23 protein-coding genes are annotated in these 24,602 nt (G+C 71.5%); 10 read left to right on the top strand and 13 right to left on the bottom strand.

Annotation, left to right across the window (positions count from 1 at the left end; translation table 11 throughout):
- Window positions 1–11: 11 nt before the first annotated feature.
- The 10 genes from ACYQ8Q_RS40420 to ACYQ8Q_RS40375 form a co-directional block, all read right to left on the bottom strand.
- Complete coding sequence (locus ACYQ8Q_RS40420; RefSeq protein ID WP_460071845.1) at window positions 12–920, bottom strand: sigma-70 family RNA polymerase sigma factor; 909 nt, start codon at window positions 918–920, stop codon at window positions 12–14.
- Between the two features lie 39 nt (window positions 921–959).
- A complete protein-coding gene (locus ACYQ8Q_RS40415) occupies window positions 960–1,703 on the bottom strand; it encodes a PIG-L deacetylase family protein (protein WP_460071843.1) in 744 nt (247 codons plus the stop codon).
- Window positions 1,704–1,731: 28 nt separating this feature from the next.
- Window positions 1,732–3,033, bottom strand: a complete 1,302-nt coding sequence (locus ACYQ8Q_RS40410) for an alpha/beta fold hydrolase (protein WP_460071841.1) — start codon at window positions 3,031–3,033, stop codon at window positions 1,732–1,734.
- A gap of 105 nt (window positions 3,034–3,138) precedes the next feature.
- Window positions 3,139–4,161, bottom strand: a complete 1,023-nt coding sequence (locus ACYQ8Q_RS40405) for a LacI family DNA-binding transcriptional regulator (RefSeq protein ID WP_460071840.1) — start codon at window positions 4,159–4,161, stop codon at window positions 3,139–3,141.
- 79 nt (window positions 4,162–4,240) lie between these two features.
- Complete coding sequence (locus ACYQ8Q_RS40400; protein WP_460071838.1) at window positions 4,241–5,665, bottom strand: BNR repeat-containing protein; 1,425 nt, start codon at window positions 5,663–5,665, stop codon at window positions 4,241–4,243.
- A gap of 45 nt (window positions 5,666–5,710) precedes the next feature.
- Window positions 5,711–6,031 carry an L-rhamnose mutarotase gene (locus ACYQ8Q_RS40395; protein WP_460071837.1) on the bottom strand — a complete coding sequence of 107 codons (321 nt, stop codon included), beginning with the start codon at window positions 6,029–6,031 and terminating at the stop codon, window positions 5,711–5,713.
- A 44-nt stretch (window positions 6,032–6,075) separates the two neighbouring features.
- A complete protein-coding gene (gene rhaS / locus ACYQ8Q_RS40390) occupies window positions 6,076–7,155 on the bottom strand; it encodes a rhamnose ABC transporter substrate-binding protein (protein WP_460071835.1) in 1,080 nt (359 codons plus the stop codon).
- A 123-nt stretch (window positions 7,156–7,278) separates the two neighbouring features.
- On the bottom strand, window positions 7,279–8,259 hold the full coding sequence (locus ACYQ8Q_RS40385; RefSeq protein WP_460071834.1) for an ABC transporter permease: 981 nt from the start codon (window positions 8,257–8,259) through the stop codon (window positions 7,279–7,281).
- Window positions 8,252–9,322, bottom strand: a complete 1,071-nt coding sequence (locus ACYQ8Q_RS40380) for an ABC transporter permease (protein WP_460071833.1) — start codon at window positions 9,320–9,322, stop codon at window positions 8,252–8,254. Before ACYQ8Q_RS40380 ends, ACYQ8Q_RS40385 begins: the two co-directional genes overlap by 8 nt.
- Complete coding sequence (locus tag ACYQ8Q_RS40375) at window positions 9,319–10,836, bottom strand: sugar ABC transporter ATP-binding protein (RefSeq protein WP_460071831.1); 1,518 nt, start codon at window positions 10,834–10,836, stop codon at window positions 9,319–9,321. Before ACYQ8Q_RS40375 ends, ACYQ8Q_RS40380 begins: the two co-directional genes overlap by 4 nt.
- 274 nt (window positions 10,837–11,110) lie before the next feature.
- Between ACYQ8Q_RS40375 and rhaI the strand changes: the two genes are divergently transcribed.
- From rhaI to ACYQ8Q_RS40340, 7 genes are all read left to right on the top strand, one after another.
- A complete protein-coding gene (rhaI, locus tag ACYQ8Q_RS40370; protein WP_460071830.1) occupies window positions 11,111–12,271 on the top strand; it encodes an L-rhamnose isomerase in 1,161 nt (386 codons plus the stop codon).
- Window positions 12,272–12,388: 117 nt separating this feature from the next.
- Complete coding sequence (locus ACYQ8Q_RS40365; RefSeq protein ID WP_460071828.1) at window positions 12,389–14,428, top strand: bifunctional aldolase/short-chain dehydrogenase; 2,040 nt, start codon at window positions 12,389–12,391, stop codon at window positions 14,426–14,428.
- Between the two features lie 5 nt (window positions 14,429–14,433).
- Entirely contained in the window at window positions 14,434–15,858 is a 1,425-nt protein-coding gene (locus ACYQ8Q_RS40360) for a rhamnulokinase (protein WP_460071826.1), read from the top strand.
- 72 nt (window positions 15,859–15,930) lie between these two features.
- A complete protein-coding gene (locus ACYQ8Q_RS40355; protein ID WP_460071825.1) occupies window positions 15,931–16,686 on the top strand; it encodes a (Fe-S)-binding protein in 756 nt (251 codons plus the stop codon).
- Window positions 16,683–18,173, top strand: a complete 1,491-nt coding sequence (locus ACYQ8Q_RS40350) for a LutB/LldF family L-lactate oxidation iron-sulfur protein (RefSeq protein WP_460071824.1) — start codon at window positions 16,683–16,685, stop codon at window positions 18,171–18,173. Before ACYQ8Q_RS40355 ends, ACYQ8Q_RS40350 begins: the two co-directional genes overlap by 4 nt.
- Window positions 18,170–18,802, top strand: a complete 633-nt coding sequence (locus ACYQ8Q_RS40345; protein ID WP_460071822.1) for a LutC/YkgG family protein — start codon at window positions 18,170–18,172, stop codon at window positions 18,800–18,802. Before ACYQ8Q_RS40350 ends, ACYQ8Q_RS40345 begins: the two co-directional genes overlap by 4 nt.
- A 55-nt stretch (window positions 18,803–18,857) precedes the next feature.
- A complete protein-coding gene (locus ACYQ8Q_RS40340) occupies window positions 18,858–19,583 on the top strand; it encodes a hypothetical protein (RefSeq protein ID WP_460071820.1) in 726 nt (241 codons plus the stop codon).
- On the opposite strand, the gene ACYQ8Q_RS40335 is transcribed toward ACYQ8Q_RS40340, so the two are convergent.
- On the bottom strand, window positions 19,574–20,146 hold the full coding sequence (locus ACYQ8Q_RS40335) for a hypothetical protein (protein WP_460071818.1): 573 nt from the start codon (window positions 20,144–20,146) through the stop codon (window positions 19,574–19,576). The two genes, ACYQ8Q_RS40340 and ACYQ8Q_RS40335, sit on opposite strands and share 10 nt — an antisense overlap.
- A 116-nt stretch (window positions 20,147–20,262) precedes the next feature.
- Here ACYQ8Q_RS40335 and ACYQ8Q_RS40330 point away from each other — a divergent pair, with 116 nt between their 5' ends.
- On the top strand, window positions 20,263–21,120 hold the full coding sequence (locus ACYQ8Q_RS40330; RefSeq protein ID WP_460071816.1) for an AAA family ATPase: 858 nt from the start codon (window positions 20,263–20,265) through the stop codon (window positions 21,118–21,120).
- Window positions 21,117–22,469: a vWA domain-containing protein gene (locus ACYQ8Q_RS40325; RefSeq protein ID WP_460071814.1), complete on the top strand. Its 1,353-nt coding sequence runs from the start codon at window positions 21,117–21,119 to the stop codon at window positions 22,467–22,469. Before ACYQ8Q_RS40330 ends, ACYQ8Q_RS40325 begins: the two co-directional genes overlap by 4 nt.
- 31 nt (window positions 22,470–22,500) lie before the next feature.
- Here ACYQ8Q_RS40325 and ACYQ8Q_RS40320 read toward each other — a convergent pair whose 3' ends face one another.
- Entirely contained in the window at window positions 22,501–23,409 is a 909-nt protein-coding gene (locus ACYQ8Q_RS40320) for an NAD-dependent epimerase/dehydratase family protein (protein ID WP_460071812.1), read from the bottom strand.
- Window positions 23,410–23,528: 119 nt separating this feature from the next.
- Here ACYQ8Q_RS40320 and ACYQ8Q_RS40315 point away from each other — a divergent pair, with 119 nt between their 5' ends.
- Window positions 23,529–24,095 (top strand): TetR/AcrR family transcriptional regulator, encoded by a 567-nt coding sequence (locus tag ACYQ8Q_RS40315; protein WP_460071810.1) that lies wholly within the window; start codon window positions 23,529–23,531, stop codon window positions 24,093–24,095.
- Between the two features lie 77 nt (window positions 24,096–24,172).
- Here ACYQ8Q_RS40315 and ACYQ8Q_RS40310 read toward each other — a convergent pair whose 3' ends face one another.
- Window positions 24,173–24,532, bottom strand: coding sequence for a cupin domain-containing protein (locus ACYQ8Q_RS40310; RefSeq protein WP_460071809.1), 360 nt, complete (start codon window positions 24,530–24,532; stop codon window positions 24,173–24,175).
- Window positions 24,533–24,602: the final 70 nt, after the last annotated feature.

Genomic DNA, 24,602 nt, shown 5'->3' with positions numbered 1-24,602 from the left:
CTGACCTGCGCTCACACTCCTTCCGGCACCTCCAGGGCAGCCACCCGCTCCGGGTCGGCCAGGATGTGCAGGGCGACGATCCGGCCGTCGGCGACGGTGATCCCCATGACCGAACGCACCTCGCCCTCGGGACCGTTGAGGATCCCGACCGCGCCACCCACCAGCGCCAGCCGCCCGGCCGGAGCGAACTCCCGGAAGAAAATGGCCTGTTCGGCCACTGTCTTCGCGCCGTGCACGATCTTGGAGGCCGCCGCGCCACGCACCAGCGCCCCGGAGTCGGCGCGCAGCACCACATCGGGGTGCAGGACGGAGACCAGCGCCTCGAAGTCCCCGGCACGGGCGGCGGCCAGGAACGCGGAGACCACCTCGCGCTGCCTGCCGAGGTCCGGCTCCGCCACGGGCGTGGCCCCCTGGACCCGACGGCGGGCCCGGCTCGCGAGCTGCCGGGTCGAGGCCGGGGTGCGCTCGACGATCGGCGCGATGTCGTCGAACGGCACGGCGAACATGTCGTGCAGCACGAACGCGAGCCGCTCGTCGGGCTCCAGGGTCTCCAGCACGATCAGCAGGGCGAGGCCCACCGCGTCGGCCTGGAGCACCTCCTGCTCGGGATCGGTCCGGGTGAGGGGGCCGATCACGGGGTCGGGGACGAAGGTGTCGTACCCCTCGCGCCCTTCGTCCATCGGCAGTTCGCGGCGGGCGGTGCGCGAGCGCAGCAGGTCCAGACAGACCCGGCCGGTCACGGTGGTCAGCCAGCCGCCCAGGTTGCGCACCACGTCGACGTCGCTGCGGGCGAGCCTCAGCCAGGCCTCCTGCACGGCGTCCTCGGCCTCGGTGAGCGAGCCGAGCATGCGGTAGGCGACGGCCTTGAGATGGGCGCGGTGCTCTTCGAAGCGTTGCGCGAGTACGTCGGTGTCGGTCATGGCGCCACTCCCCCTCGGGCGTCGGTGTCCGGTCGGTCTCTATCGGTTGAACAGTTCGAAGGCGACGGCCGGCCTGCCGCCGAACCGCTCCCCCACGGAGTGCGCCACCCCGGTGAGGAAGCCGCGTACATAGGTCTCGGGGTCCTCGTCGGTGAGGGCCTCGATGTAGGCGCGGTGTTCGAGCAGCGAGCCCACCGCCCGCTCCAGGCCCGCCGAGGCGTCCACGGCGTGGGTGGGGGTGGCGGAGCCGGCGACCGCGACCCAGCGCACGCCGTTCCAGGGCTGGAGGCCCTGCTCGGCCAGCTCGGGGAAGATCCAGCGGTTGCCGGCGTCCCCCGCGGCGTCCAGCGTGGCCCGGCCCACCGCGACATGGTCGGGGGTGTTCCAGGCGACGCCGCCCCAGGTGTCGCGGTGGTTGAGGGTGATCACCAGTTCGGGGCGGTGTCTGCGGATCGCGGCCGCGATGTCGCGGCGCAGGGCCGGCCCGTACTCGATCACTCCGTCGTGGTGGTCGAGGAACTCCACCTCGGTGACGCCCACGACGGCCGCGCTCGCCCGCTGCTCCCGCTCCCGCAGCGGGCCGCACTCGGCGGGCGCGATGGTGTCGATGCCCGCCTCGCCGCGGGTCGCCAGCACATAGGCGATCTCACGGCCGCCGTCGGTCCAGGCGGCGACGGCCGCGGAGCAGCCGTACTCCAGGTCGTCCGGGTGCGCCACGACGGCCAGGGCCCGTCGCCAGTCCTCGGGCATGGGCTGGAGCTGAGGGATGGTCGGCACGGTCATGCCCGAAGACTAATCGGTGACACTGACATCACGCTTCGTCACGGACGAGGGCGAGCAGCCGGTCCAGGACGCGGGGTCCGCCGGCCCGGACGCCGTCGTGCTCGAACTCGTCGGTGACCCAGGTGCGCAGGCCCCGGATCGCGCGGGCGGTGCGCAGGGAGTGGGCGGTGTCGACGTACAGGTCGTCGTGGTAGATCGCGGCCGCCACCGGGACCTCGTTGGCGGCGAGGCGGGCGGGGTCGTACAGGGGCGTCCAGTCGGTGCTGGCGGCGAGGAGGCCGGCGGTCTCGCGCAGGGGACGCAGGGCGGGGTCGGTGTCGAACATCCAGGGGTGGATCGTTTCGCCGGTGAGCAGCAGCGGTCCGTCGCCGGTGAGTGTCTTCGCGGCGTCGAACTGCGGGAACTCGGCGCGCACCCGCTCCGCCGACCAGGCGGTGGGGCGGGCGTCCTGGCCGTAGACCGCCTCGTGGACGAGGGCGTAGAGGGGGTGCCCGGCGAAGGATAGCTGGCCGCGGAGCTGCTCCTGGAAGGCGTCGGACAGCTCGGGGCCGTGCGGGGTGGGGACGAAGGCGTCCTCGAGGAGGTGGTGCAGTCGGTGGCTGCCGTCTCCGGTGCCGAGCAGGATGCCGAGCGTCTGGAACGCCTCGACCGTGAGCCGGTGGCCGCCGGGGAGGGTGACCTCGTGCGTCAGGAGGTGGTCGGCGATCCGGCGGACCCGCTCGACGTCCTGCGGGTAGCGGGCGTAGTGCGCGGCGTTCTTGCGCTCCATGCGCGGGTAGGCGGCGCGGTAGACGTCGTCGGCGTGGGCGTCGAGGGCGGGCAGACCGCCGGTGATCAGGGCGGCGGCCAGGCCCTCGGGGGCGAGGGAGAGATAGCTGACCGTGCAGAAGCCGCCGAAGCTCTGGCCGAGGACGGTCCAGGGGGCGCCGCCGGTGACCTCGTGGCGGACGGCCTCGCAGTCGCGGACGATCGAGTCGGCGCGGAAGTGCGTGAGGTAGTCGGCCTGGGCGGCCGGGCCGCCGCGCAGCGGGAGCGTCTGGCGGTTGGCGGGCGTGGAGGCGCCGGTACCGCGCTGGTCCAGCAGGAGGACGCGGTAGTCCTTCAGTGCGCGGCCGAGCCAGGCCGGTCTGCCGACGAAACGGTTGGCGCCGAACCCGGGGCCGCCCTGGAGGTAGAGCAGCCAGGGCAGGTCCTGGCCGGCCTTCTCGCTCGCGACGACCTCACGGGCGTACAGCTCGATGGTCTCCCCGGCCGGGTCGGTGTGGTCGAGGGGGACGGTGAAACGGCGGTCGGTGAGTACGACGCCGGGCTGGCGGTAGCTGAGGGACAACAGGGGTCTCCTGGGACGCTCGGTGTACGGGCCGCGTCCCAGTTCAGCACATCTCCGGGCGGGCGGTGGCGCCCGGGGGATCATGAGCGGCTACTGAACGGCCGCTCAGCGGGCGGACAGGCTGGAGCGGCGTACCACCAGTTCGGGCTGGAGCACGACCCTGCGGTGCTCGTGCCGTCTGCCGGTGTCCTCCTCGGTCTCCTCCAGCAGCATCTCGGCGGCCAGGGCGCCCATGGTGACGGCGGGCTGGCGGACCGAGGTGAGCGGGACGGCGGCCGCGGCGGCGAACTCGATGTCGTCGTAGCCGACGATGGCGAGGTCGTCCGGGACCCCGACGCCGGCCGCGTACATGGCCTGGAGCACGCCGAGGGCGAGCAGGTCGTTGGCGCAGAACACGGCCGTGGGCCGGTCGGCGAGTCCGAGCAGCCGGGCGCCGGCGTCGCGTCCGGCGGCCACGTCGAGCCGCTCGGTGGGCAGCTCGCGCAGACAGTCGGGACCGAGACCGGCCTCCGCGAGCGCGTTCAGGGCGCCGGTGCGGCGGTCGCGGACCTGGTTGAAGCCGGGCGGGCCGCTGACGTACGCGAGGGAGCGGTGCCCGGCGTCCACGAGGTGCCGGACGGCGAGCGCGCCGCCCGCGACGTCGTCCACGGACACCGAGCATTCGGTGGTGCCCTCGGAGACCCGGTCGACCAGCACGAACGGGATGCCGTGGCGGCGGAAGGACTCGATGTTGCGGCCGGTGGCGTCGGCGGGGGTGAGCAGCACGCCCCGCACCCGCTGCTCGGCGAAGAGCGAGAGGTACTCGGCCTCCTCGCCCACGCTCTCGGCGCTGTTGCAGACCATCACACCGAGCCCGGCGTCCCGGGCGGCCCGTTCGGCGCCGCGCGCGACGTCCACGAAGAACGGGTTGCCCATGTCGAGGACGAGCAGCCCCATGATCCGGGACCGGCCGGCTCTCAGCTGGCGCGCGGACTCGCTGCGGACGTACCCCAGCCGGTCTATCGCGGACAGCACACGGGCCCGGGTCTCCGTGGCGACGGTGTCCGGGCGGTTGATGACGTTGGAGACCGTGCCGACGGAGACTCCTGCGGCACGGGCGACGTCCTTGATTCCCACCGGCTGGGCCATCAGGCGGGGACCTCCAGGTGAACGGGGTTCGGCGGGACGGGCTTCACATTACCGTCACGCCGACCCCTGGTCGTTCTTGTCATGCGGGCAGTGCGAAGTCGATGACGTGGAGCGCCGAGGGGGTGGTCCCGCTCGACTTCTCCTGGTACATGACCGACAGCGTGTTGTCGTACTTGACGCGCAACTCGTCGATCACGACCTCGCCGAAGGCGTTCAGCCCGCTGCCGTCGAAGAGCACGCTCCAGTCGGTGTATCCGGAGGACTTCGAGGCGCCGGCGATCCGCCCGAACGGGAAGATCGCGTAGGCGTTGTCGTACTTGTCCAGGATCAGCTTGGTGCGCTGGCTGGAGCCGAGGACGACGGGGATCTCCGTCTTCTGCCAGGTGCCCGAGGAGTTCTTGCGGACATGGAAGGCGCGGCCGTTGGCGGTGCGGTCGCTGACGTAGTTGGTGGTGCACTGGCCGAAGCGGCCGGGCACGTAGCTGATGATCGCGTGCGGCAGGCCGCCGGAGTCGGTGGTCTGGCTCTCCTGGTTCATCAGGGAGTGGTCGGGGTTGAGCGAGTCGACGACGAGTCCCGCGTCGGTGACGGCCACCGTGTCCGAGGTGCCGGTGGTGCCGACGAGGGTGCCCGCGTTGTTGCGCCAGGTCCGCCCGCGGTCGTCGGAGTAGACGTAACCGGTGTCGTGGTTGGTGATGCCGCCGCTGCTGCACATGACGGCCGCGGACTGCTCGCGCCAGGTGAAGAAGGAGTGCAGCCGTCCGTTGACGTCGTAGTCGATGCCGTGGAGGTACATGTTGCGGGCGGTGGAGGAACCGTGCGAGCTGGTGTAGGTACCGGTGGAGCTGGACCACTCCCCCAGCGCGGTCCAGGCCGAACCGTCGTACTCGGCGAGGGCGTTGCGCCCGTTGCCGGAGATCCCGACCCGGTAGCTCAGCTGGAGCTTGCCCTCCGGCGTGGAGACGAACTGCGGATAGGTGAACTGCGAGGTGAGCGCGAGCCCGTCGAGGCTGGTCTGCACGGCGCCGAAGACGGACGAGGTCCAGGACGTGGACGCCGGGTTGTCCAGGAGTCCGGCGACGGACTTCACGTAGAAGAAGCCGTCGCTGTGGGAGTCCATGTTGAGGTGGAGCCGGCCGTCGGCCTTGGAGACGCCCATGGAGATGACGTTGTGGGAGTCGCTGTACTTCAGGACGTGGGACAGGGTGACCGTGGACCAGGTGGTGCCGCCGAGGACGCGGCGGGCGACGACCGCGTTGCCGGTGGAGGTGTACCAGGCGGCGTACTGGTAGCCCTTGTAGGTCAACAGACCGTTCTTCTGGAACGAGTTGTTGTTGACCAGGCCGTCGTAGGACACGAAGAAGACGGCGGTGGCGTCGAGTTGGGTGGTGCCCTTGCTGGTCACGGACGGACCGGGGTCGGCGGCGCGGGCGGTGCCGGAGGCGAGGAGAGGGGTCGCCGCGGCGCTCGCGAGGGCGCCGGCCAACAGGGTGCGTCGTCTCATCTCGGGGGACTCCATTGTCGTACGAGCGGAGGGTACGGGGTGGTGTCAGGCGAGGTGGAACACTTCGGTGAGGGGCTTCATGGCCTCGTCGGGCCGGGCGCCGTCCAGGGACTCGAAGAACGGTGCCATCTCGGCCTGCCAGCGGGCGTTGACCTCGGCGGCCTCCATCCCGGCCTGGGCGGCCGCGAAGTCCTCGGTCTCCAGGTAGCCGACGAGCAGGCCGTCGTCTCTGAGGAACAGGGAGTAGTTGTGCCACCCGGTGGCCGAGAGAGCCTGAAGCATCTCCGGCCACACGGCGGCATGCCGTTCGCGGTAGTCGGCGAGACGGTCCTGACGGACCTTGAGCAGGAAACAGACGCGCTGCATCGGAGGTACCGCTCCCGGTGGGTGGGGGGACTGGGGCGTGGGGATCAGAAGTTGAACTGGTCGATGTTCTTGGCGTCGAACACGGTCGGCTTGCCGAGGCTGATCACACCGTCCTTGCCGATGGTGTACGACGTCCCGCCGGCCGTGAAGGTCTCGCCCTCCTTGCCGGTGATCTGGCCGGAGACCAGCGCCACGGCCGTCTGCGCGGCGAGGGCGCCGAGCTTCGCCGGGTCCCACAGCTCGAAGCCCTCGACGGTGCCGTTCTTGACGTACTTGCGCATGTCGTTGGGGGTGCCGAGGCCGGTCAGCTTGACCTTGCCCTTGTACTTGGAGCCCGAGAGGTACTGGGCGGCGGCCTTGATGCCGACGGTGGTCGGGGAGATGATCCCCTTCAGGTTCGGGTACTCCTGGAGCAGGCCCTGGGTCTGCTGGAAGGACTGCTGGGCGTCGTCGTTGCCGTACGCGACCTTGACCAGCTTGATGTCCTTGTACTTGGCGTCCTTCAGTTCGTCCTTCATGAAGTCGATCCAGGTGTTCTGGTTCGTCGCGGTCTGCGCGGCGGACAGGATCGCGATCTCGCCCTTGTAGCCGATCTGCTCGGCGAGCAGCTGCACCTCGGTGCGGCCGAGGTCCTCGGCGGAGGCCTGCGAGACGAAGGCGTTGCGGCACTCGGGGTTGGTGTCGGAGTCGTAGGTGACGACCTTGATGTCGTTGCTCATCGCCGTCTTCAGGGCGGTGCACAGGGCGCCCGGGTCCTGCGCGGACACGGCCATCGCGTCGACCTTCTGCTGCGTCAGGGTGTTGACGTACGACACCTGCCCCGAGGTGTCGGTCGCGCTGGACGGACCGACCTCCTTGTAGCTGGAGCCCAGCTCCTTCAGGGCCGCCTCGCCGCCCTTGTCGGAGGTGGTGAAGTACGGGTTGTTGACCTGCTTCGGCAGGAAGCCGACGGTCAGCCCCTTCTTGGTCGCGGCGTTCGGGTCGGCCTTGCCGGTGGCGGCCGCCGAGGCCCCCTCGCTCTTCACGTCCTCCTTGGTGGTGCCGCCGCAGGCGGTGGCGGCGAGGGAGAGCGAGGAGACGACAGCGAGGGCGGCACAGGCACGCCGAAGGGATGACTTGCGCATGGGGTTCCTTCGTGAGAAAGGTGAGGTGAGGGTTTCTTCTTGGGGGCGCGGGGCTGCATCGATATGCGGCCCCGCCGCGCGGGCGCGACCAGCTACGACGGACCCGCAGCCGGCCGCCGCGCCCTAACCGGCGGAACGAGCTGCCGCCCGAGCAACGGACACCTGACGGGCGACCCGGGGGCCGAGCACCGACACGACCAGCAGCACACCGGTCACGACGATCTGGGACTGCGCGGAGACGTTGACGAGGCTCATCACGTTCTGCAGCGCACCGAGGAGGAACACCCCCGCGATCGCACCGCCCAACGTGCCCTTGCCGCCGTCGAAGTCGATACCGCCGAGCAACACCGCCGCGACCACGGAGAGTTCGAGACCGGTCGCGTTGTCATAGCGAGCGCTGGCGTAGTGCAGCGCCCAGAAGATCCCGGTGAGCGAGGCCATGAACCCCGTCACCGTGAACAGGATCAGCTTCTGCCGCTTGACGCGGATCCCGGCGAACCGCGCCGCCTCCTCGCTCGCCCCGATCGCGAACAGCGACCGTCCGAACGGCGTGGCGTGCAGGACGACCACGGCGATCGCGAGCAGGACCAGGAAGGGCAGGAAGGCCTGCGGCAGGAAGCTGTCCCCGACCCGTCCGGCCGCGAAGTCCAGGTACTGGGAGGGGAAATCGGTCACCGCGTCGGAGCCGAGCACGATCTGTGCGATGCCCCGGTAGGCGGCGAGGGTGCCGATGGTGACGGCGAGGGAGGGCAGTCCGAGCCGGGTCACCAGCAGGCCGTTGATCAGCCCGCAGACGACCCCGAGCAGCAGACAGAGCGGGATGATCGTCTCGATGGTCATGCCCTGGTTCCACAGGGCGCCCATCACCGCGCCGGACAGTCCGGCCGTGGAGGCGACCGAGAGGTCGATCTCGCCGGAGACGACCAGCAGGGTCATCGGCAGCGCGACCAGCGCGATCGGCAGGGTGTTGCCGATGAGGAAGGACAGGTTCAGCGCGTTGCCGAAGCCGTCCACGAAGGAGAAGGAGAACAGCAGCAGGACGATCAGCAGCGCACTGACCACGGTGTCCCAGCGGATCACCCGACCGGCAAGAGACTCACGCACGGGTCTCCCCCTTCTCCACGGCCGGCGTGACGGACGCCGACTTCTTCTTCAGGGCGGTCGCCACCCGCAGCGCCACGATCCGGTCGACCGCGATCGCGAGCAGCAGCAGGACGCCGTTGATGGCGAGGACCCACACCGAGCTGACGCCGAGGGCGGGCAGGACGCTGTTGATGGAGGTCAGCAGGAGTGCGCCGAGGGCGGCGCCGTAGACGCTGCCGGAGCCGCCGGTGAAGACGACGCCGCCGACCACGACCGCGCTGACGACGGTGAGTTCGTAGCCGTTGCCGGTCCCGGAGTCGACGTTGCCGAACCGGGCCAGGTACATCGCGCCGGCGAGTCCGGCGAGTCCGCCGCAGAAGGTGTACGCGGCGAGGATCCGCTTGCGCACGGGGATGCCGGCGAGGCGGGCGGCCTCCGGGTTGGAGCCGAGGGCGTACAGCTCCCGGCCGCTGCCGAAGTGCTTGAGGTAGTACGCCGTGGCGATCAGCACCGCCAGGGCGATCAGCGCCAGGTACGGCACGGCGGACAGGCCGCCGGAGCCGAAGTCCACGAAGCCGCCGGGCAGGTCGGCCGCGGTGATCTGCCGGGAGCCGACCCAGATGGAGTCGATGCCGCGGATGATGTACAGCGTGCCGAGGGTGACGACGAGGGCGGGCACCTGGCCGAGGCTGACCAGCAGTCCGTTCAGCAGCCCGAAGCCGACGCCGAGCAGGACGGCCAGGACGATCGCGACGACCGGGTTGCCGCCGCCGTGCAGATAGGTGCCGGCGGCGAAGGCGCTGATGCCGAGGGTGGAGCCGACCGAGAGGTCGACGTTCCTCGTGATCACCACCAGCGACTGGCCGGTGGCGACCAGCACCAGGATGGTCGCGTTCAGCAGCAGGTCCTTGATGCCCTGCTCGGAGAGGAACTCGCTGTTGCCGGCCTGGGTGACGGCGATCATCACCAGGAAGACGACCAGGATGGCGAGTTCGCGCATCTTGAAGACACGGTCGACGAGTCGCGTCCCACTGGACTGGGGCGCCTCGGCGACGGGGGCCTGCTCAGGAGTGGCGACCGTCATGCGGCGGCCCTCCCGGTGGCTGCGGCCATCACGGTTTCCTCGGTGGCATCGGAGCGGGGGATCTCGGCGGTGAGCCGGCCCTCGTGCATCACCAGCACGCGGTCGGCCATGCCGAGGATCTCGGGCAGGTCGGAGGAGATCATCAGGACGGCGACGCCGTCGGCGGCCAGCTCGCTGAGCAGCCGGTGCACCTCGGCCTTGGTGCCGACGTCGATGCCGCGGGTGGGCTCGTCGACGATCAGCACCTTGGGGGCGGTGGCCAGCCACTTGGCGAGGACGACCTTCTGCTGGTTGCCGCCGGAGAGCGTGTTGACGGTGTCGGCGATCCGGGCGTACTTCACCTGGAGCTTGACCGCCCAGTCCAGGGACCGGCTGCGCTCGGCGCCCCGGTCCATCAGGCCCGCCTTCACGGTCGTCCGCAGACCCGTGAGGCCGATGTTGCGCTCGATGGACATGTCCATCACCAGGCCCTGGGCGCGCCGGTCCTCCGGGACCAGGGCGAGGCCCGCGGACATCGCGGTGGAGGGAGCGCCGTTGACCAGCGCCTTTCCGTCCACGGTGACGTCACCGGCGTCCCAGCGGTCGATCCCGAACACCGCGCGGGCCACTTCGGTGCGTCCGGCGCCGACCAGTCCGGCCAGTCCGACGATCTCGCCGCGCCGTACGTCGAAGGAGACGTCGGTGAAGACGCCCTCGCGGGTCAGCCGGCGCACGCTCAGGGCGACCTCGCCCGGGGTGACGTCCTGCTTGGGGTAGAGCTCGTCGAGGTCGCGGCCGACCATACGGCGGACCAGGTCGTCCTCGGTCATGCCGGCGAGGGGCTCGCTGGCGATCCAGGCGCCGTCGCGCAGGGTGGTCACCCGCTGGCAGATCTCGAAGATCTCCTCCAGCCGGTGCGAGATGAAGAGGACGGCGGCGCCCTGTTCGCGCAGGGTGCGCACGACTCCGAAGAGGCGGGCGACCTCGCTGCCGGTGAGGGCGGCGGTCGGCTCGTCCATGATCAGGACGCGGGCGTCGAAGGAGAGCGCCTTGGCGATCTCCACGATCTGCTGGTCGGCGATGGACAGTCCGCGGGCCGGGCGGTCGGGGTCGAGATCGACGCCGAGCCGGGTCATCAGGGCGGCGGTCGCCGCGTGGGTGGCCTTGTGGTCGATCCGGCCGAGGGCGCGCCGGGGCTGGCGGCCCATGAAGATGTTCTCGGCGATCGAAAGGTCGGGGAAGAGCGTCGGTTCCTGGTAGATCACGGCGATGCCGGCGTCGCGGGCGTCGCCGGGACCGTGGAAGACGACGGGCTCGCCGTCGAGCAGCACCCGGCCGGTGTCCGGCCGGTGCACCCCCGCGAGGGTCTTGATCAGGGTCGACTTGCCCGCGCCGTTCTCCCCGGCGAGGGCGTGCACCTCGCCGGGGAACAGCTCCAGGGAGACGCCCCGCAGGGCGCGTACGGCGCCGAAGGACTTGGCGACGTCCCTGAGCGCCAGCACCGGGGCCGGTCCCGTGTCGGACGGGTGGGTCATGGGTGGCTCCTCGACGAACGTCCGCGGCGGTGCCCCTGGGGGCCCGTCACGGCGTCGTGAAAGGTTTCAACTGGATTGCCGGGACGTTAGGCACGGCGAGCATGTCACGTCAATGGGTCCGTCTCGAAAAGTTTTCGATAGCCGAAGGTCACGCGGCGGTCACGAAAAGGGGGCGCGGTCGAAAGGGTTGACACTGCCTTCGTGGCCTCATAGCTTCCCGTTCTGAATCGTTTCATCCGGGCTCTGTCCCGGACCGATGTCACAGGAGCCCGAAGTGACCGACCTCGCCGCCGTGAAGGCCGCGCTGAAGACCCAGGCCGTCGAGACGCCGTCGTGGGCGTACGGGAACTCGGGGACCCGTTTCAAGGTGTTCGCCCAGGAGGGCGTGCCACGCACGCCGCAGGAGAAGCTGGAGGACGCGGCGCAGGTGCACGCGGTCACCGGTGTGGCGCCGACGGTGGCGCTGCACATTCCCTGGGACAAGGTGGAGGATTACTCCGCACTTGCGAAGCACGCGGAGGAGCGGGGGGTGCGGCTGGGGGCGATCAACTCCAACACCTTCCAGGACGACGACTACAAGCTGGGCAGCATCTGCCATCCCGAGGCGGCGGTGCGGCGCAAGGCCGTCGGTCATCTGCTGGAGTGCGTCGACATCATGGACGCGACGGGGTCCACGGATTTGAAGCTGTGGTTCGCGGACGGGACGAACTATCCGGGCCAGGACGACATCCGGGCGCGGCAGGACCGGCTGGCAGAGGGGCTGGCCGAGGTGTACGAGCGGCTGGGGGACGGGCAGCGGATGCTGCTGGAGTACAAGTTCTTCGAGCCGGCGTTCTACTCGACGGATGTCCCGGACTGGGGTACGGCGTATGCGCACTGTCTGAAGCTGGGGCCGAAGGCGCAGGTCGTGGTGGACACCGGTCATCATGCGCCGGGGACGAACATCGAGTTCATCGTGGCGACGCTGCTGCGGGAGGGCAAGCTCGGCGGGTTCGACTTCAACTCGCGGTTCTACGCCGATGACGACCTGATGGTGGGGGCGGCGGATCCGTTCCAGCTGTTCCGGATCATGTACGAGGTGGTGCGGGGCGGGGGGTTCACCTCCGAGGTGGCGTTCATGCTGGACCAGTGCCACAACATCGAGGCGAAGATCCCGGCGATCGTCCGTTCGGTGATGAATGTGCAGGAGGCTACGGCGAAGGCGCTGCTGGTGGACCGGGACACGCTTTCTGCTGCGCAGGCTTCGGGGGATGTGCTGGAAGCCAATGCCGTGTTGATGGATGCGTACAACACGGACGTGCGGCCGCTTCTTCGTGAGGTGCGGGAGGAGATGGGGTTGGACGGCGACCCCATTGCTGCGTACCGGCGGTCGGGGTGGGCGGAGAAGATCGTTGCCGAGCGGGTGGGAGGAGCACAGGCCGGCTGGGGCGCGTGAGCGTCTGCCTGGATCTGTTCCGTTGCGGGGTGCGGGCCGGTTGTGGCTGGTCGCGCAGTTCCCCGCGCCCCTGAAAAGAAGCCCACTCCCCTCTTCCTGGAAAAGTAAGGATTCTCCATGTCCACCCATCCCGAAGCCGGCGCTCTCCTGGCACGGTCTCATCGGCTTGGCGCTGATCCCCGTAATACGAACTACGCCGGCGGCAACGCGTCCGCGAAGGGCACCGGCACCGACCCCGTCACCGGTGGGGACGTCGAGCTGATGTGGGTGAAGGGGTCGGGCGGCGACCTCGGCACGCTCACCGAGGGCGGGCTGGCCGTGCTGCGGCTGGACCGGCTGCGGGGGCTCGTCGAGGTGTATCCGGGGGTCGAGCGCGAGGACGAGATGGTCGCCGCGTTCGACTACTGCCTGCACGGCAAGGGCGGGGCGGCGCCGTCCATCGACACCGCGATGCACGGGCTCGTCGACGCCGCGCATGTGGATCATCTGCACCCGGACTCCGGGATCGCGCTCGCCTGTGCGGCGGACGGGGAGAAGCTGACCGCCGAGTGCTTCGGGGACAGTGTGGCGTGGGTGCCGTGGCGGCGGCCCGGGTTCCAGCTCGGGCTGGACATCGCCGCGATCAAGGCCGCCAACCCGCAGGCCGTCGGGGTGATCCTCGGCGGGCACGGCATCACCGCCTGGGGGGAGAGCGCGGAGGAGTGCGAGCGCAACTCGCTGCACATCATCCGCACCGCCGAGACGTTCCTGGAGGAGCGGGGGAAGGCCGAGCCGTTCGGGCCCGTCGTCGAGGGGTACGAAGCACTGCCGGAGGGTGAGCGGCGGGAGCGGGCGGCGGCGCTCGCGCCGTATGTGCGGGCGGTCGCCTCGCAGGACCGGCCGCAGGTCGGGCACTTCTCCGACTCCGACGTCGTCCTCGACTTCCTGGCGCGCGCGGAGCATCCCCGGCTGGCCGCGCTGGGCACGTCGTGCCCGGACCACTTCCTGCGGACCAAGGTACGGCCGCTCGTCCTCGACCTGCCGCCCACCGCTCCGCTGGAGGAGGCGATCGCGCGGCTGAAGGAACTGCACACCGCCTATCGGGAGGAGTACGCGGCCTACTACGCGCGGCACGCCGAGGCCGGCTCCCCCGCGATGCGCGGCGCCGACCCGGCCATCGTGCTCGTGCCCGGCGTGGGCATGTTCTCCTTCGGCAAGGACAAGCAGACCGCGCGGGTCGCGGGTGAGTTCTACGTCAACGCGATCAATGTGATGCGGGGTGCGGAGGCGGTGTCCTCGTACGCGCCGATCGAGGAGCGGGAGAAGTTCCGCATCGAGTACTGGGCGCTGGAGGAGGCCAAGCTCCGGCGGATGCCGGAGCCGAAGGCGCTGGCCACCCGGGTGGCGCTGGTGACCGGCGCCGGCAGCGGGATCGGGAAGGCGATCGCGCACCGGCTGGTCGCCGAGGGGGCGTGTGTCGTCGTCGCCGACCTCAACGCCGAGAACGCGGCCGCCGTCGCCGAGGAGCTGGGCGGGCCGGACAAGGCGGTCGCCGTGACCGTCGACGTGACGGACGAGGAGCAGATCGCCGGTGCGTTCCGGGCCGCCGCGCTCGCCTTCGGCGGGGTGGATCTCGTGGTCAACAACGCGGGGATCTCGATCTCCAAGCCGCTGCTGGAGACCTCGGCCAGGGACTGGGACCTGCAGCACGACATCATGGCCCGGGGATCGTTCCTGGTGTCGCGGGAGGCGGCCCGGGTGATGATCGCTCAGGGGCTGGGCGGGGACATCGTCTACATCGCCTCGAAGAACGCCGTGTTCGCCGGGCCGAACAACATCGCCTACTCCGCGACGAAGGCCGACCAGGCCCACCAGGTCCGGCTGCTCGCCGCTGAGCTGGGCGAGCACGGGATCCGCGTCAACGGCGTCAACCCCGATGGTGTGGTGCGCGGCTCGGGGATCTTCGCGGGGGGTTGGGGTGCCCAGCGGGCGGCGACCTATGGGATCGAGGAGAACAAGCTGGGCGAGTTCTACGCGCAGCGGACCATCCTCAAGCGGGAGGTGCTGCCCGAGCATGTGGCGAACGCGGTGTTCGCGCTGACGGGCGGGGAGCTCACCCACACCACCGGGCTGCACGTGCCCGTCGACGCGGGTGTGGCGGCCGCTTTCCTCCGGTGACGGGTGTGCGGTCGTATGCCGCGGTCGACCTCGGCGCGTCCAGCGGGCGCGTCATGGTCGGCCGGGTCAGCCGTGATTCCCTGGAACTGGTCGAGGCCCACCGGTTCCCCAATCGGCCGGTGCGGGTGCCGGAGGGCCTGCGCTGGGACATCCTCGGTCTCTACGCCGGTGTGCTCGACGGGCTGAGGGCCGCCGGGCAGGTCGACTCCGTCGGGATCGACAGCTGGGCCGTGGACTACGGGCTCCTGGACGGCGACGGGGCGCTGCTCGGCAATCCGGTGCACTACCGCGACGCACGCACCGACGGAGTCGCGGAGAAGGTGTGGGCCGGTGTGCCGGCCGCGGAGCTGTACGCGGCGACCGGCATCCAGTACGCGCCCTTCAACACCCTGTACCAGCTCATGGCCGACCGTCTCACCGGTGCCGAACGGCTGTTGCTCATCCCCGACCTGCTGGCGTACTGGCTGACCGGGGAGCAGGGCACCGAGATCACCAACGCCTCCACCACCCAGCTCATCGATCCCCGCACGCGCGACTGGTCGTACGAGCTCGCCGCGCGCCTCGGCATCGATCTGGAGCTGTTCGCGCCGCTGCGGCAGCCGGGCGATCCGGCCGGGGTGCTGCGCGCCGGGGTGCTGGAGGAGACCGGGCTGACCGGGCCGGTGCCGGTGACCGCCGTCGGCTCGCACGACACCGCGTCCGCGGTGGCAGCCGTGCCCGCCACCGGGGAGCGGTTCGCCTACATCTGCACCGGCACCTGGTCCCTGGCCGGGCTGGAGCTGGCGGCGCCCGTGCTCACCGAGGAGAGCCGGGCCGCCAACTTCACCAACGAACTTGGGCTGGACGGCACGGTCCGCTACCTGCGCAACATCATGGGCCTCTGGCTGCTCCAGGAGTGCGTACGGGCCTGGGGTGACCCCGATCTGGGGGTGCTGCTGCGGGAAGCGGCGGCCGTGCCGGTGCTGCGGTCGGTCGTGGACGCGGGGGACGCCGCGTTCCTCGCGCCCGGGCGGATGCCGGAGCGGATCGCCGAGGCGTGCCGGGCCACCGGGCAGCCGGTGCCCGGGACACGCGGCGAGATCACCCGCTGCATCCTCGACTCGCTCGCCCTCGCCCACCGCCGGGCGGTCCAGGACGCCCAGCGGCTCGCCGATCATCCCGTCGACGTGGTGCACATCGTCGGGGGCGGCACCCGCAACGCGCTGTTGTGCCAGCTGACCGCCGACGCCTGCGGGCTGCCGGTGGTGGCCGGGCCGACGGAGGCCGCCGCGCTCGGCAACGTCCTGGTGCAGGCGCGGGCGCACCGACTGGTCGGCGACCGGGCCGACATGCGCCGGCTGCTCGCCCACACCCAGCCGCTGACGCGTTACGAGCCGCAGGGCGACACCGGGCGGTGGCGCGAGGCACAGGCCCGGCTCGCCGCGCGGTGAGCCGGGGCCTCCCCCGGGCTCTGCCGCCGGACTACCCTGCACCCATCCGATGATCGACCCCAAGGAGCCGCGATGCGTGTCGCACTGTTCCTGACCTGTGTCAACGACACGCTCTATCCGGACACCGGCCGTGCCGTGGTGAAACTGCTGACCAGGCTGGGTGTCGAGGTCGACTTCCCGATGGCCCAGACCTGCTGCGGCCAGGCCCACTACAACACCGGCTACCGCCATGAGGCCGAGCCGCTCGCCCGGCACTTCTCCGATGTCTTCGGGGAGTACGAGGCGATCGTGACGCCATCCGGGTCGTGCGGGGCGATGGTGCGGGAGCTGTATCCGCGGATGGGCGAGCGGGCGCGGGCGGAAGGGCGCGGGGGCTCCCTGGCCACGGCGCTGGCACCGGTGGTGCCCAAGACCTACGAGCTGACCGAGTTCCTGGTGGACGTGCTCGGGGTGACGGACGTCGGCGCCTACTACCCGCACACGGTGACCTACCACCCGACCTGTCACGGGCTGCGCGGCCTCGGGCTCGGGGACCGGCCCCGTCGGCTGCTCCAGGCCGTGAAGGGGCTGGAACTGGTGGAGCTGCCGGGCGCGGAGGAGTGCTGCGGGTTCGGCGGCACGTTCGCGCTGAAGAACTCCGATGTCTCGGCGGCGATGGGCGCGGACAAGGTGCGCCACGCCGAGTCGACGGGGGCGGAGGTGCTGTGCGCGGCCGACAACTCGTGTCTGATGCACATCGGCGGGACCATGACCCGGCTGAAGTCGGGTCTGCGGCCGGTGCATCTCGCGGAGATCCTGGCGAGCACGGAGGAGGAACCGGCCCGATGAGCGGCACGTATCTGGGCATGCCCGCCTTCCCGAAGGCCGCGCGGGAGGCCGTGGGGAACAAGACCCTGCGCGGCAATCTGCGGCACGCCACCCACACCATCCGCGGCAAGCGGGCCAAGGCCGTCGCCGAGGTGTCCGACTGGGCCGAGCTGCGGGAGGCCGGCAAGCGGATCAAGGACCATACGCTGCGTCATCTCGACCGCTACCTCGTGCAGTTGGAGGAGTCGGTCACGGCGGCGGGCGGGACCGTGCACTGGGCGGCCGACGCCGAGGAGGCCAACCGGATCGTGGCCGATCTGGTGAAGGCGACCGGCGAGTCGGAGGTCGTGAAGGTCAAGTCCATGGCCACCCAGGAGATCGGGTTGAACGAGGCCCTCGAGGCCGAGGGCATCCGCGCCTACGAGACCGATCTCGCCGAGCTGATCGTGCAGCTGGGCAAGGACCGGCCCTCTCACATCCTCGTCCCGGCCATCCACCGCAACCGGGGCGAGATCCGCGACATCTTCCGCCGGGAGATGGGCGCGTGGGGGCGCGCGGCGCCGGAGGGGCTCACCGACACGCCCGCCGAGCTGGCGGAGGCGGCCCGGCTGCATCTGCGGGAGAAGTTCCTGCGGGCCAGGGTCGGCATCTCCGGCGCCAACTTCATGGTCGCCGAGACCGGCACCCTGGTGGTCGTCGAGTCCGAGGGCAACGGGCGGATGTGCCTGACCCTGCCCGAGACCCTGATCTCCGTCGTCGGCATCGAGAAGACCGTGCCGACCTGGCGGGACCTGGAGGTCTTCCTGCAGACCCTGCCCCGCTCCTCGACCGCCGAGCGCATGAACCCCTACACCTCGACCTGGACCGGCACCACGGACGGCGACGGCCCGCAGAACTTCCACCTCATCCTGCTCGACAACGGCCGCACCGACACCCTCGCCGACGAGGTCGGCCGCCAGGCCCTGCGCTGCATCCGCTGCTCGGCCTGCCTCAACGTCTGCCCGGTCTACGAACGGGCCGGCGGACACGCCTACGGCTCGGTCTACCCCGGCCCGATCGGCGCCATCCTCAGCCCTCAACTGCGGGGCACGGGCAGCGAGATCGACGCCTCGCTGCCGTACGCCTCCTCGCTGTGCGGCGCCTGTTACGAGGTGTGCCCGGTCGCCATCGACATCCCCGAGGTGCTGGTGCATCTGCGCGAGCGGGTCGTCCAGGGCGGACCGGTGATCCGGGAGGGCAACAAGGTGGTCCTCAAGCCCGCCAAGGGGCACGCGGCCGAGCGGGCGGCCATGCGGGCGGCACGCTGGGCGTTCGCCCACCCCGCAGCCCTGCGCACCGGACAGCGGCTCGCCTCCCGGACCCGCCGCCTGCACCCCCGTACGCTCCCCGGACCGGGGAAGGCGTGGAGCGGCAGCCGGGACCTGCCGGCCGTACCGGCGGAACCCTTCCGCGACTGGTGGCAGCGCACCCGCGGCGGAACGAACGGCGGGAAGGACGGGGCGAAGTGAACAGCAGGGAACGGATCCTGGGGCGGGTGCGGCGCGCGCTGGCCGACGCGCCCGAGGACGACACCCCGATCGAGCGCGGCTATCTGCACACGCACGCAGACGGCCGTGGGGTCGAGGAGACGGTGGCGCTGCTGGCGGAGAACCTGGCCGACTACCGCGCGCACGTGCACCGCTGCACCCAAGACGAACTGCCGTCCGTCATCGGCCGGTTGCTGGCCGAGCGCGGGGCGAGGTCGGTGGTCGTGCCACCGGGGCTGGACACGGGATGGCTGTCGGCGACCGGGGCCGAACGGGTCGAGGACACCGCCGCGAGCACCGCGGAGGAGCTGGACCGGGTCGACTCCGTGGTCACGGCCTGCGCGGTGGCGATCGCCGAGACCGGGACGATCGTGCTCGACGGCTCCCCCGACCAGGGCCGCCGCCGGATCACCCTCGTCCCCGACCACCACATCTGCGTGGTGCGGGTACCGGACCAGGTCGTCTCGTCGGTGCCGCAGGCCCTCGAACGGCTCGACCCCGCACGGCCGTTGACCTGGATCTCCGGCCCCTCGGCGACCAGCGACATCGAACTGGACCGGGTGGAGGGCGTGCACGGTCCACGCACCCTCGAAGTGATCCTGGTCGGCTGAGCGGGGCCCCGCGCGGGTATGGGCCTGGTGCCGTGCGCGGACCCAGGGGGCTCCCATGCAGTTCATCGAGGTGACCGGGCTGGCCGGGGTGCGCTCCGCCGTGATCCGGTTCACCAGACCCGGTACGGGCCTGTCCTTCCTGCTCTTCCCGATGATCCACCTCGGGGAGCCGGCCTTCTACCGGGAGGTGACGGACCGGCTGCGCCGCTGCGACCTGGTGCTCGCCGAGGGCATCGGCCGGGAGACGCGCTCCCCGGGCGCGGAGGCCCTGGTCGCGTCGTACGAGCAGCTGGAGTACAACGAGCGGCTGGGGCTGGTCGTGCAGGACATCGACTACCGGACGCTCGGGGTGCCCGTGGTGTGCCCGGACATGTCGGGCCGGGAGTTCGAGTCCGGCTTCCGGCGGCTGCCGCTGCGCGAGCGCCTGCTGATCGCCACGCTGACACCGGCGATGACCGCGGGCATGCGGATGTTCGGCACCCGCCGCTATCTGGCCCGGCACATGGCCACCGAGGATCTGGTGAGCGACACCGAGCAGGCCGTGGCGGACGGTATGCCCGGCCTCGACGACCTGGTGATGCGCCGCCGGGACCGGCTGCTCGTGCGGGTGCTCACCGAGTTCGACCAGGCGTACACGAGCCGCACCGGGCCGTTCACGATCGCCGTGGTCTACGGCGCCGAGCACATGCGGGCGGCCTCGGAGGCGCTGGTGGGGCTGGGCTATCACGCGGCGGACGCGGAGTGGCTGACGGTGTTCCTGGTGGAGCGCGCTCAGGAGTAGGTCATCGGGCAGTCGTACCGCAGCGCGTACTGGGCGGCGCGCAGATACAGCGCCGTGAAGAACGCGGTGTCCAGGTCCTCGGCCCAGGGGCCGGGGCGGGTCGCGGCGGCCTTCTGCGCGGCGCCGTCCAGGAACCAGGCGCCGAGTCCGTGGGGGCCGGAGGGTTCCGGTATCAGGTCGAGCGGCAGGCGCAGGGCGGCGGCGAGCCGCTCGGCGAGGGCGAGGGCGTAGGGGGCCGCGACGACCAGGGTCTCGGTGTCGTGGGCGTTCTCCACCGGCAGCAGGAGGGGCTCCTCCAGCGCCAAGGGGACCAGGAACGACCAGCTGAGGAGGGTGTGCCGCTCCTCGGGGGCGAGGTGCGCCCGGCACAGCGTGTCGAAGCCGTCCATCGGCGGGCTCGTCTTCTCCGCGAACCGGCCCGGCTGGGGCGGCCGGCCCGGCCGGTACGGCGGCAGACCGCGCCGCGCCAGCCGCTCGTCCAGGGCGGCGGCGACATCGCCGTGGCCGTCCTCACCGGGGACCGACCAGTCCTCCGGGTCCACGCTCACGAGGTAGATACCCATGGCCGCAAGGTATCCGCCGCCACTGACAACATCGACAAGGCGGGTGAACAAGCGCTTAGATATGTGTGCGGACCTGCTTGTCCCCGACCGATCCGCCCGATCCCCCGGAGGGCCCGTTGTTCACGTCCGTCGACGACGTCTTCGCCCGTCTCGCCGAGACCGGCTATCTGGCCTCTCCGGCGGTCGCCACGACCGTGTTCCTGGCCGACCGGCTCGGCAAGCCGCTGCTCGTGGAGGGCCCGGCCGGCGTCGGCAAGACCGAACTCGCCAAGGCCGTCGCCCAGGTGGCCGGGGCACGGCTGGTGCGGCTCCAGTGCTACGAGGGCGTGGACGAGTCGCGCGCGCTGTACGAGTGGAACCACGCCAAGCAGCTGCTGCGCATCAGCGCCGGCCGCGACGAGACCTGGGACGAGACCCGCACCGACATCTTCAGCGAGGAGTTCCTGCTCCCCCGCCCGCTGCTGACGGCGATCCGCGGCGAGGAGCCGACGGTGCTGCTGATCGACGAGACCGACAAGGCCGATGTCGAGGTGGAGGGGCTGCTGCTGGAGGTGCTCAGCGACTTCCAGGTCACCGTCCCGGAGCTGGGCACGATCACCGCGAGCCGCCGGCCGTTCGTCGTCCTGACCTCCAACGCCACCCGCGAGCTGTCGGAGGCGCTGCGCCGCCGCTGTCTCTTTCTCCACCTCGGCTTCCCCGACGAGGAGCTGGAGCGGCAAATCGTGCGGCTGAAGGTGCCCGGGCTGGACACGGCGCTGACCGAGTCGGTGGTCCGGGTGGTGGCCGCGCTGCGGGCGATGGACCTGCGCAAGGCGCCGTCGGTGGCCGAGACCATCGACTGGGCGCGCACCCTGCTCGCGCTGGGCGCCACCACGCTGGACGCGACCGTCGTACGCGACAGTCTGGGCGTGATCCTCAAGCACCAGGACGACATCCTGAAGGCCGGGGCCAAGCTCGACCTGGACGCCGTGTGAGCGGCGGCGCCGCAGACCGGCTGACCGGGTTCGTGGCCGCGCTGCGCGCGCACGGCCTGCGGATCGGCACCGGCGAGACCGTGGACGCGGCCGAGGCGGTGGCCGCGCTCGGGTTCGCCGACCGGGGGCTGCTGCGCGAGGGGCTGGCCGCCACCCTGCTGCACACGCCGGACCAACGCAGGGTGTTCGACACCGTCTTCGACCTGTACTTCCCCTACGGCGTCGGCGCGCCCGCGGGCGAGCCCGGCGACCGGGACTCCCTGCGCGAGCGGCTCGCCGACGCCCTGGCCGCCGACGACCGCGCCCTGCTGGGCCAGTTGGCGATCGAGGCGGTCGACGGGCTGGGCGGATACGGGAGTTCACCGGGGGCGGACGGCTGGTCGTCGTACCAGACCCTCGACCGGCTGCGCCCGCAGACGCTGCTGGCCCGGGTCCGGGACGAGATGCGGCGGCGCGGCGGTGGTTCCGGGTTCGCGGGGCGGCTGCTGGAGGACGAGATCCGGCGGCGCATCGAGGAGTTCCGGGGGCTGGTGGCGGCGGAGGCGCGGCGCCGGGTGGCGGAGCGCCGGGGGCGGGACGAGATCGCGCGGCGCGCGGTGGCGCCGACCGCGGACCGGGTGGACTTCCTGTACGCGGGGCGGGACCGGCTGGCCGAACTGCGGCGGACCGTCCAGCCGTTGGCGCGGAAGCTGGCGACCCGGCTGGCCGCGCGCCGCCGCCGCGCCACGCGCGGCACGATCGATCTGCGCCGCACCCTGCGCGGCTCGCTGTCCACGGGCGGGGTGCCGATGCGGCCGGTGCTGCGCCGTCGGCGGCCGGCCCGTCCCGAACTGGTCCTGCTGTGCGATGTGTCGGGCTCGGTGTCCGGCTTCTCCGACTTCACGATGCTGCTGGTGCAGGCGCTGCACGACCAGTTCGGCAAGGTGCGGGTGTTCGCCTTCGTCAACCGGATCGACGAGGTCACGGGGCTGCTCGAGCACGGCCGGGCCGATCCCGAGGGGCTGGGTGCCCGGATCCGCGCCGAGGCGCGGCTGACGGGTTATCACGGCAGCAGTGACTACGGTGTCGCGCTGGGCGAGTTCGCGCAGCGGTACGGCGCCACCGTGGGCCCGCGCACGACGGTGTTCGTCCTGGGGGACGCGCGGACGAACATGAGCGACCCGAACCTGGCGGCGCTCCGGGAGATCTCCGAACGGGCCCGCCGTCTGTACTGGTTGAACCCGGAGCCCCGTCCGCTGTGGGGCACGGGCGACTCGGCCGCCCCCGAGTACGCCGGGCTGGTCGCGATGCACGAGTGCCGCAACGCACACCAACTCGGCGCGCTGGTAGGGCGGTTGCTCCCGATCTGAACGCCGCTCACCGGCTCACGGGAGCACCGGCTCACGCGCGGAAGTAGTGCCCCTTCTCCAGGTCCTCCAGAAGCCCCGGCCGCAGGGGGCGCCAGTCGAGGAGTTCGCGGGTGAGGGCGCTGGAGGCGGGAACGTCCTGGCCTACGAGGCCGGCCAGCCAGGTGAAGTGGGCCGGGGCGTCCGCGGGGGCGATCGGGGCCGTCGGCACGTTCAGATGGCGGCCTATCACCTCCGCCACGGCGCGGATCTCGACGCCCTCGTCGGCGACGCCGTGCAGCACGCTCGCCGCCGGTGCGTGCTCCACCGCCAGCCGGAACAGCCGGGCCGCGTCGAGGCGGTGGACGGCGGGCCAGCGGTTGGCGCCGTCGCCGAGGTAGCCGGAGACGCCCTTGGCGCGGGCGAGGGCGACGAGGGAGGCCATGAACCCGGCGTCCCCTTCGCCGTGACAGGTCGGGGACAGCCGTACCACCGACGAGCGCACGCCCCGGGCGGCCGCGTCCAGCACCGCGGCGGCGGTGGCGGAGCGGACGGACAGCGCCGAGCCGTCGGCCGTCGGTATGTCCCGCTCGGTCGCGGGACGTCCCGGCGGGAAGCCCATGAACCCGCCGGCGACGACCAGGGGGCGCCCGGTGCCCGCCAGCGCGTCGACGAGGGTGTCGACGGCCCTGCGGTCGGCCCGCGCGGCGCCGGCGTAGTCGCCGGTGAAGGCGATGTCGTGCTGGAAGGCGAGATGGACCACGCCGTCCGACGCGGCGGCGGCCGTGCCGAGGACGTCGAGGTCGTCGAGCGTGCCCCGGACCACCGCGGCCCCGGCGCCGGAGAGCGCGGCGGCGGAGGCGTCGGAGCGGGCGAGGCCGGTGACCTCGTGCCCCGCGTCGAGGAGATCGGGGACGAGGGCGGAACCGAGCCAGCCGGAAGCGCCGGTGACGAAGATGCGCATGGGAGTACCTCAGACCACGAGTGAGTCGGATGCCGTCGGGCGGCACCGAGCGATGTCAGTGACTGTCGTCATCGACGCTAGCACTGATGTCAGTGACTGTCATCGCGTAGGATCCGGCCATGGGCAGATGGGAGCCGAACACTCGGGAGCGCCTGGCGCGGGCCGCGCTGGAACTGTTCGGCGAGCGCGGATACGAACAGACCACGGTGGCGGAGATCGCCCGGCGGGCCGGGCTCACCGAACGCACCTACTTCCGGCACTACGCCGACAAGCGCGAGGTGCTGTTCGGCGGTTCGGAGGTGCTGCGGGAGGTGTTCACGAAGGCGGTCGCCGAGGCGCCCCCGGCCGCGGCGCCGATCGATGTCGTGGCGGCGGGACTGGCGGCGGTCGCGGCGGTGTTCCCGGAGCGCGAGAGAGCCCGGCAGCGGCAGTCCGTCGTCGGCTCGCACCCGGAACTCCTGGAACGCGAGCTGATCAAACTCGCCACGCTCTCCGCCGCCGTGACGGAGGCCCTGCACGCCCGAGGCGTCCCGGACCCCGCCGCGGCCCTCGCCGCCGAGGCCGGGATCGCCGTCTTCAAGATCGGCTACGAACGCTGGATCGCCCCCGCCGAACACCGCGAACTGGCCGAGCTGCTCCGCGAGTCACTGACCGAACTGAAGGCCGTGACGGCGGGGAGCCGGTGACATGGCCGGAGGACCCGGGCAACGCGCCCAGGCCCTCCGGCCCCTGCTCCGACGACGGATGTGCGGCCCGGTTCGCCCTAGTCGGCCTTCGCGTACTCCTTGGCCATCGACCCCGCGAAGTCGTAGACCACGCACTGCTCTTCACCCACGACCCAGGCGTCGTGTCCGGGTGAGATCACGAAGACGTCGCCGGGGCCCACCTCGGTCTCGCCGCCCTTGTCCATGGTGACGTGCATCCGTCCGCTGACCACGTACCCGTTGTGGTGGATCTGGCAGGTCTCGGTGCCCGCTATCGGTGCCACCGACTCCGTCCAGCGCCAACCGGGCTCGAACGTCGCCATGGCGAAGTCCAGCCCGGTCATGTGGACGGCCTCCAGGTGGCCCCGGGGAAAGTCGCGCCGCTCGTCCGGCTTGTCCAGCGTCTTCACTTCCAGCATGGCGTCCTCCTTCCGGCCGTGCTGCGCCACGGCCGGGGCCGGTCTCCCCGGCGGCCCGGGACGTCACCGG

Source organism: Streptomyces sp. YKOK-I1, assembly GCF_054660435.1.
This window is presented reverse-complemented; position numbering and strand designations above follow the sequence as displayed.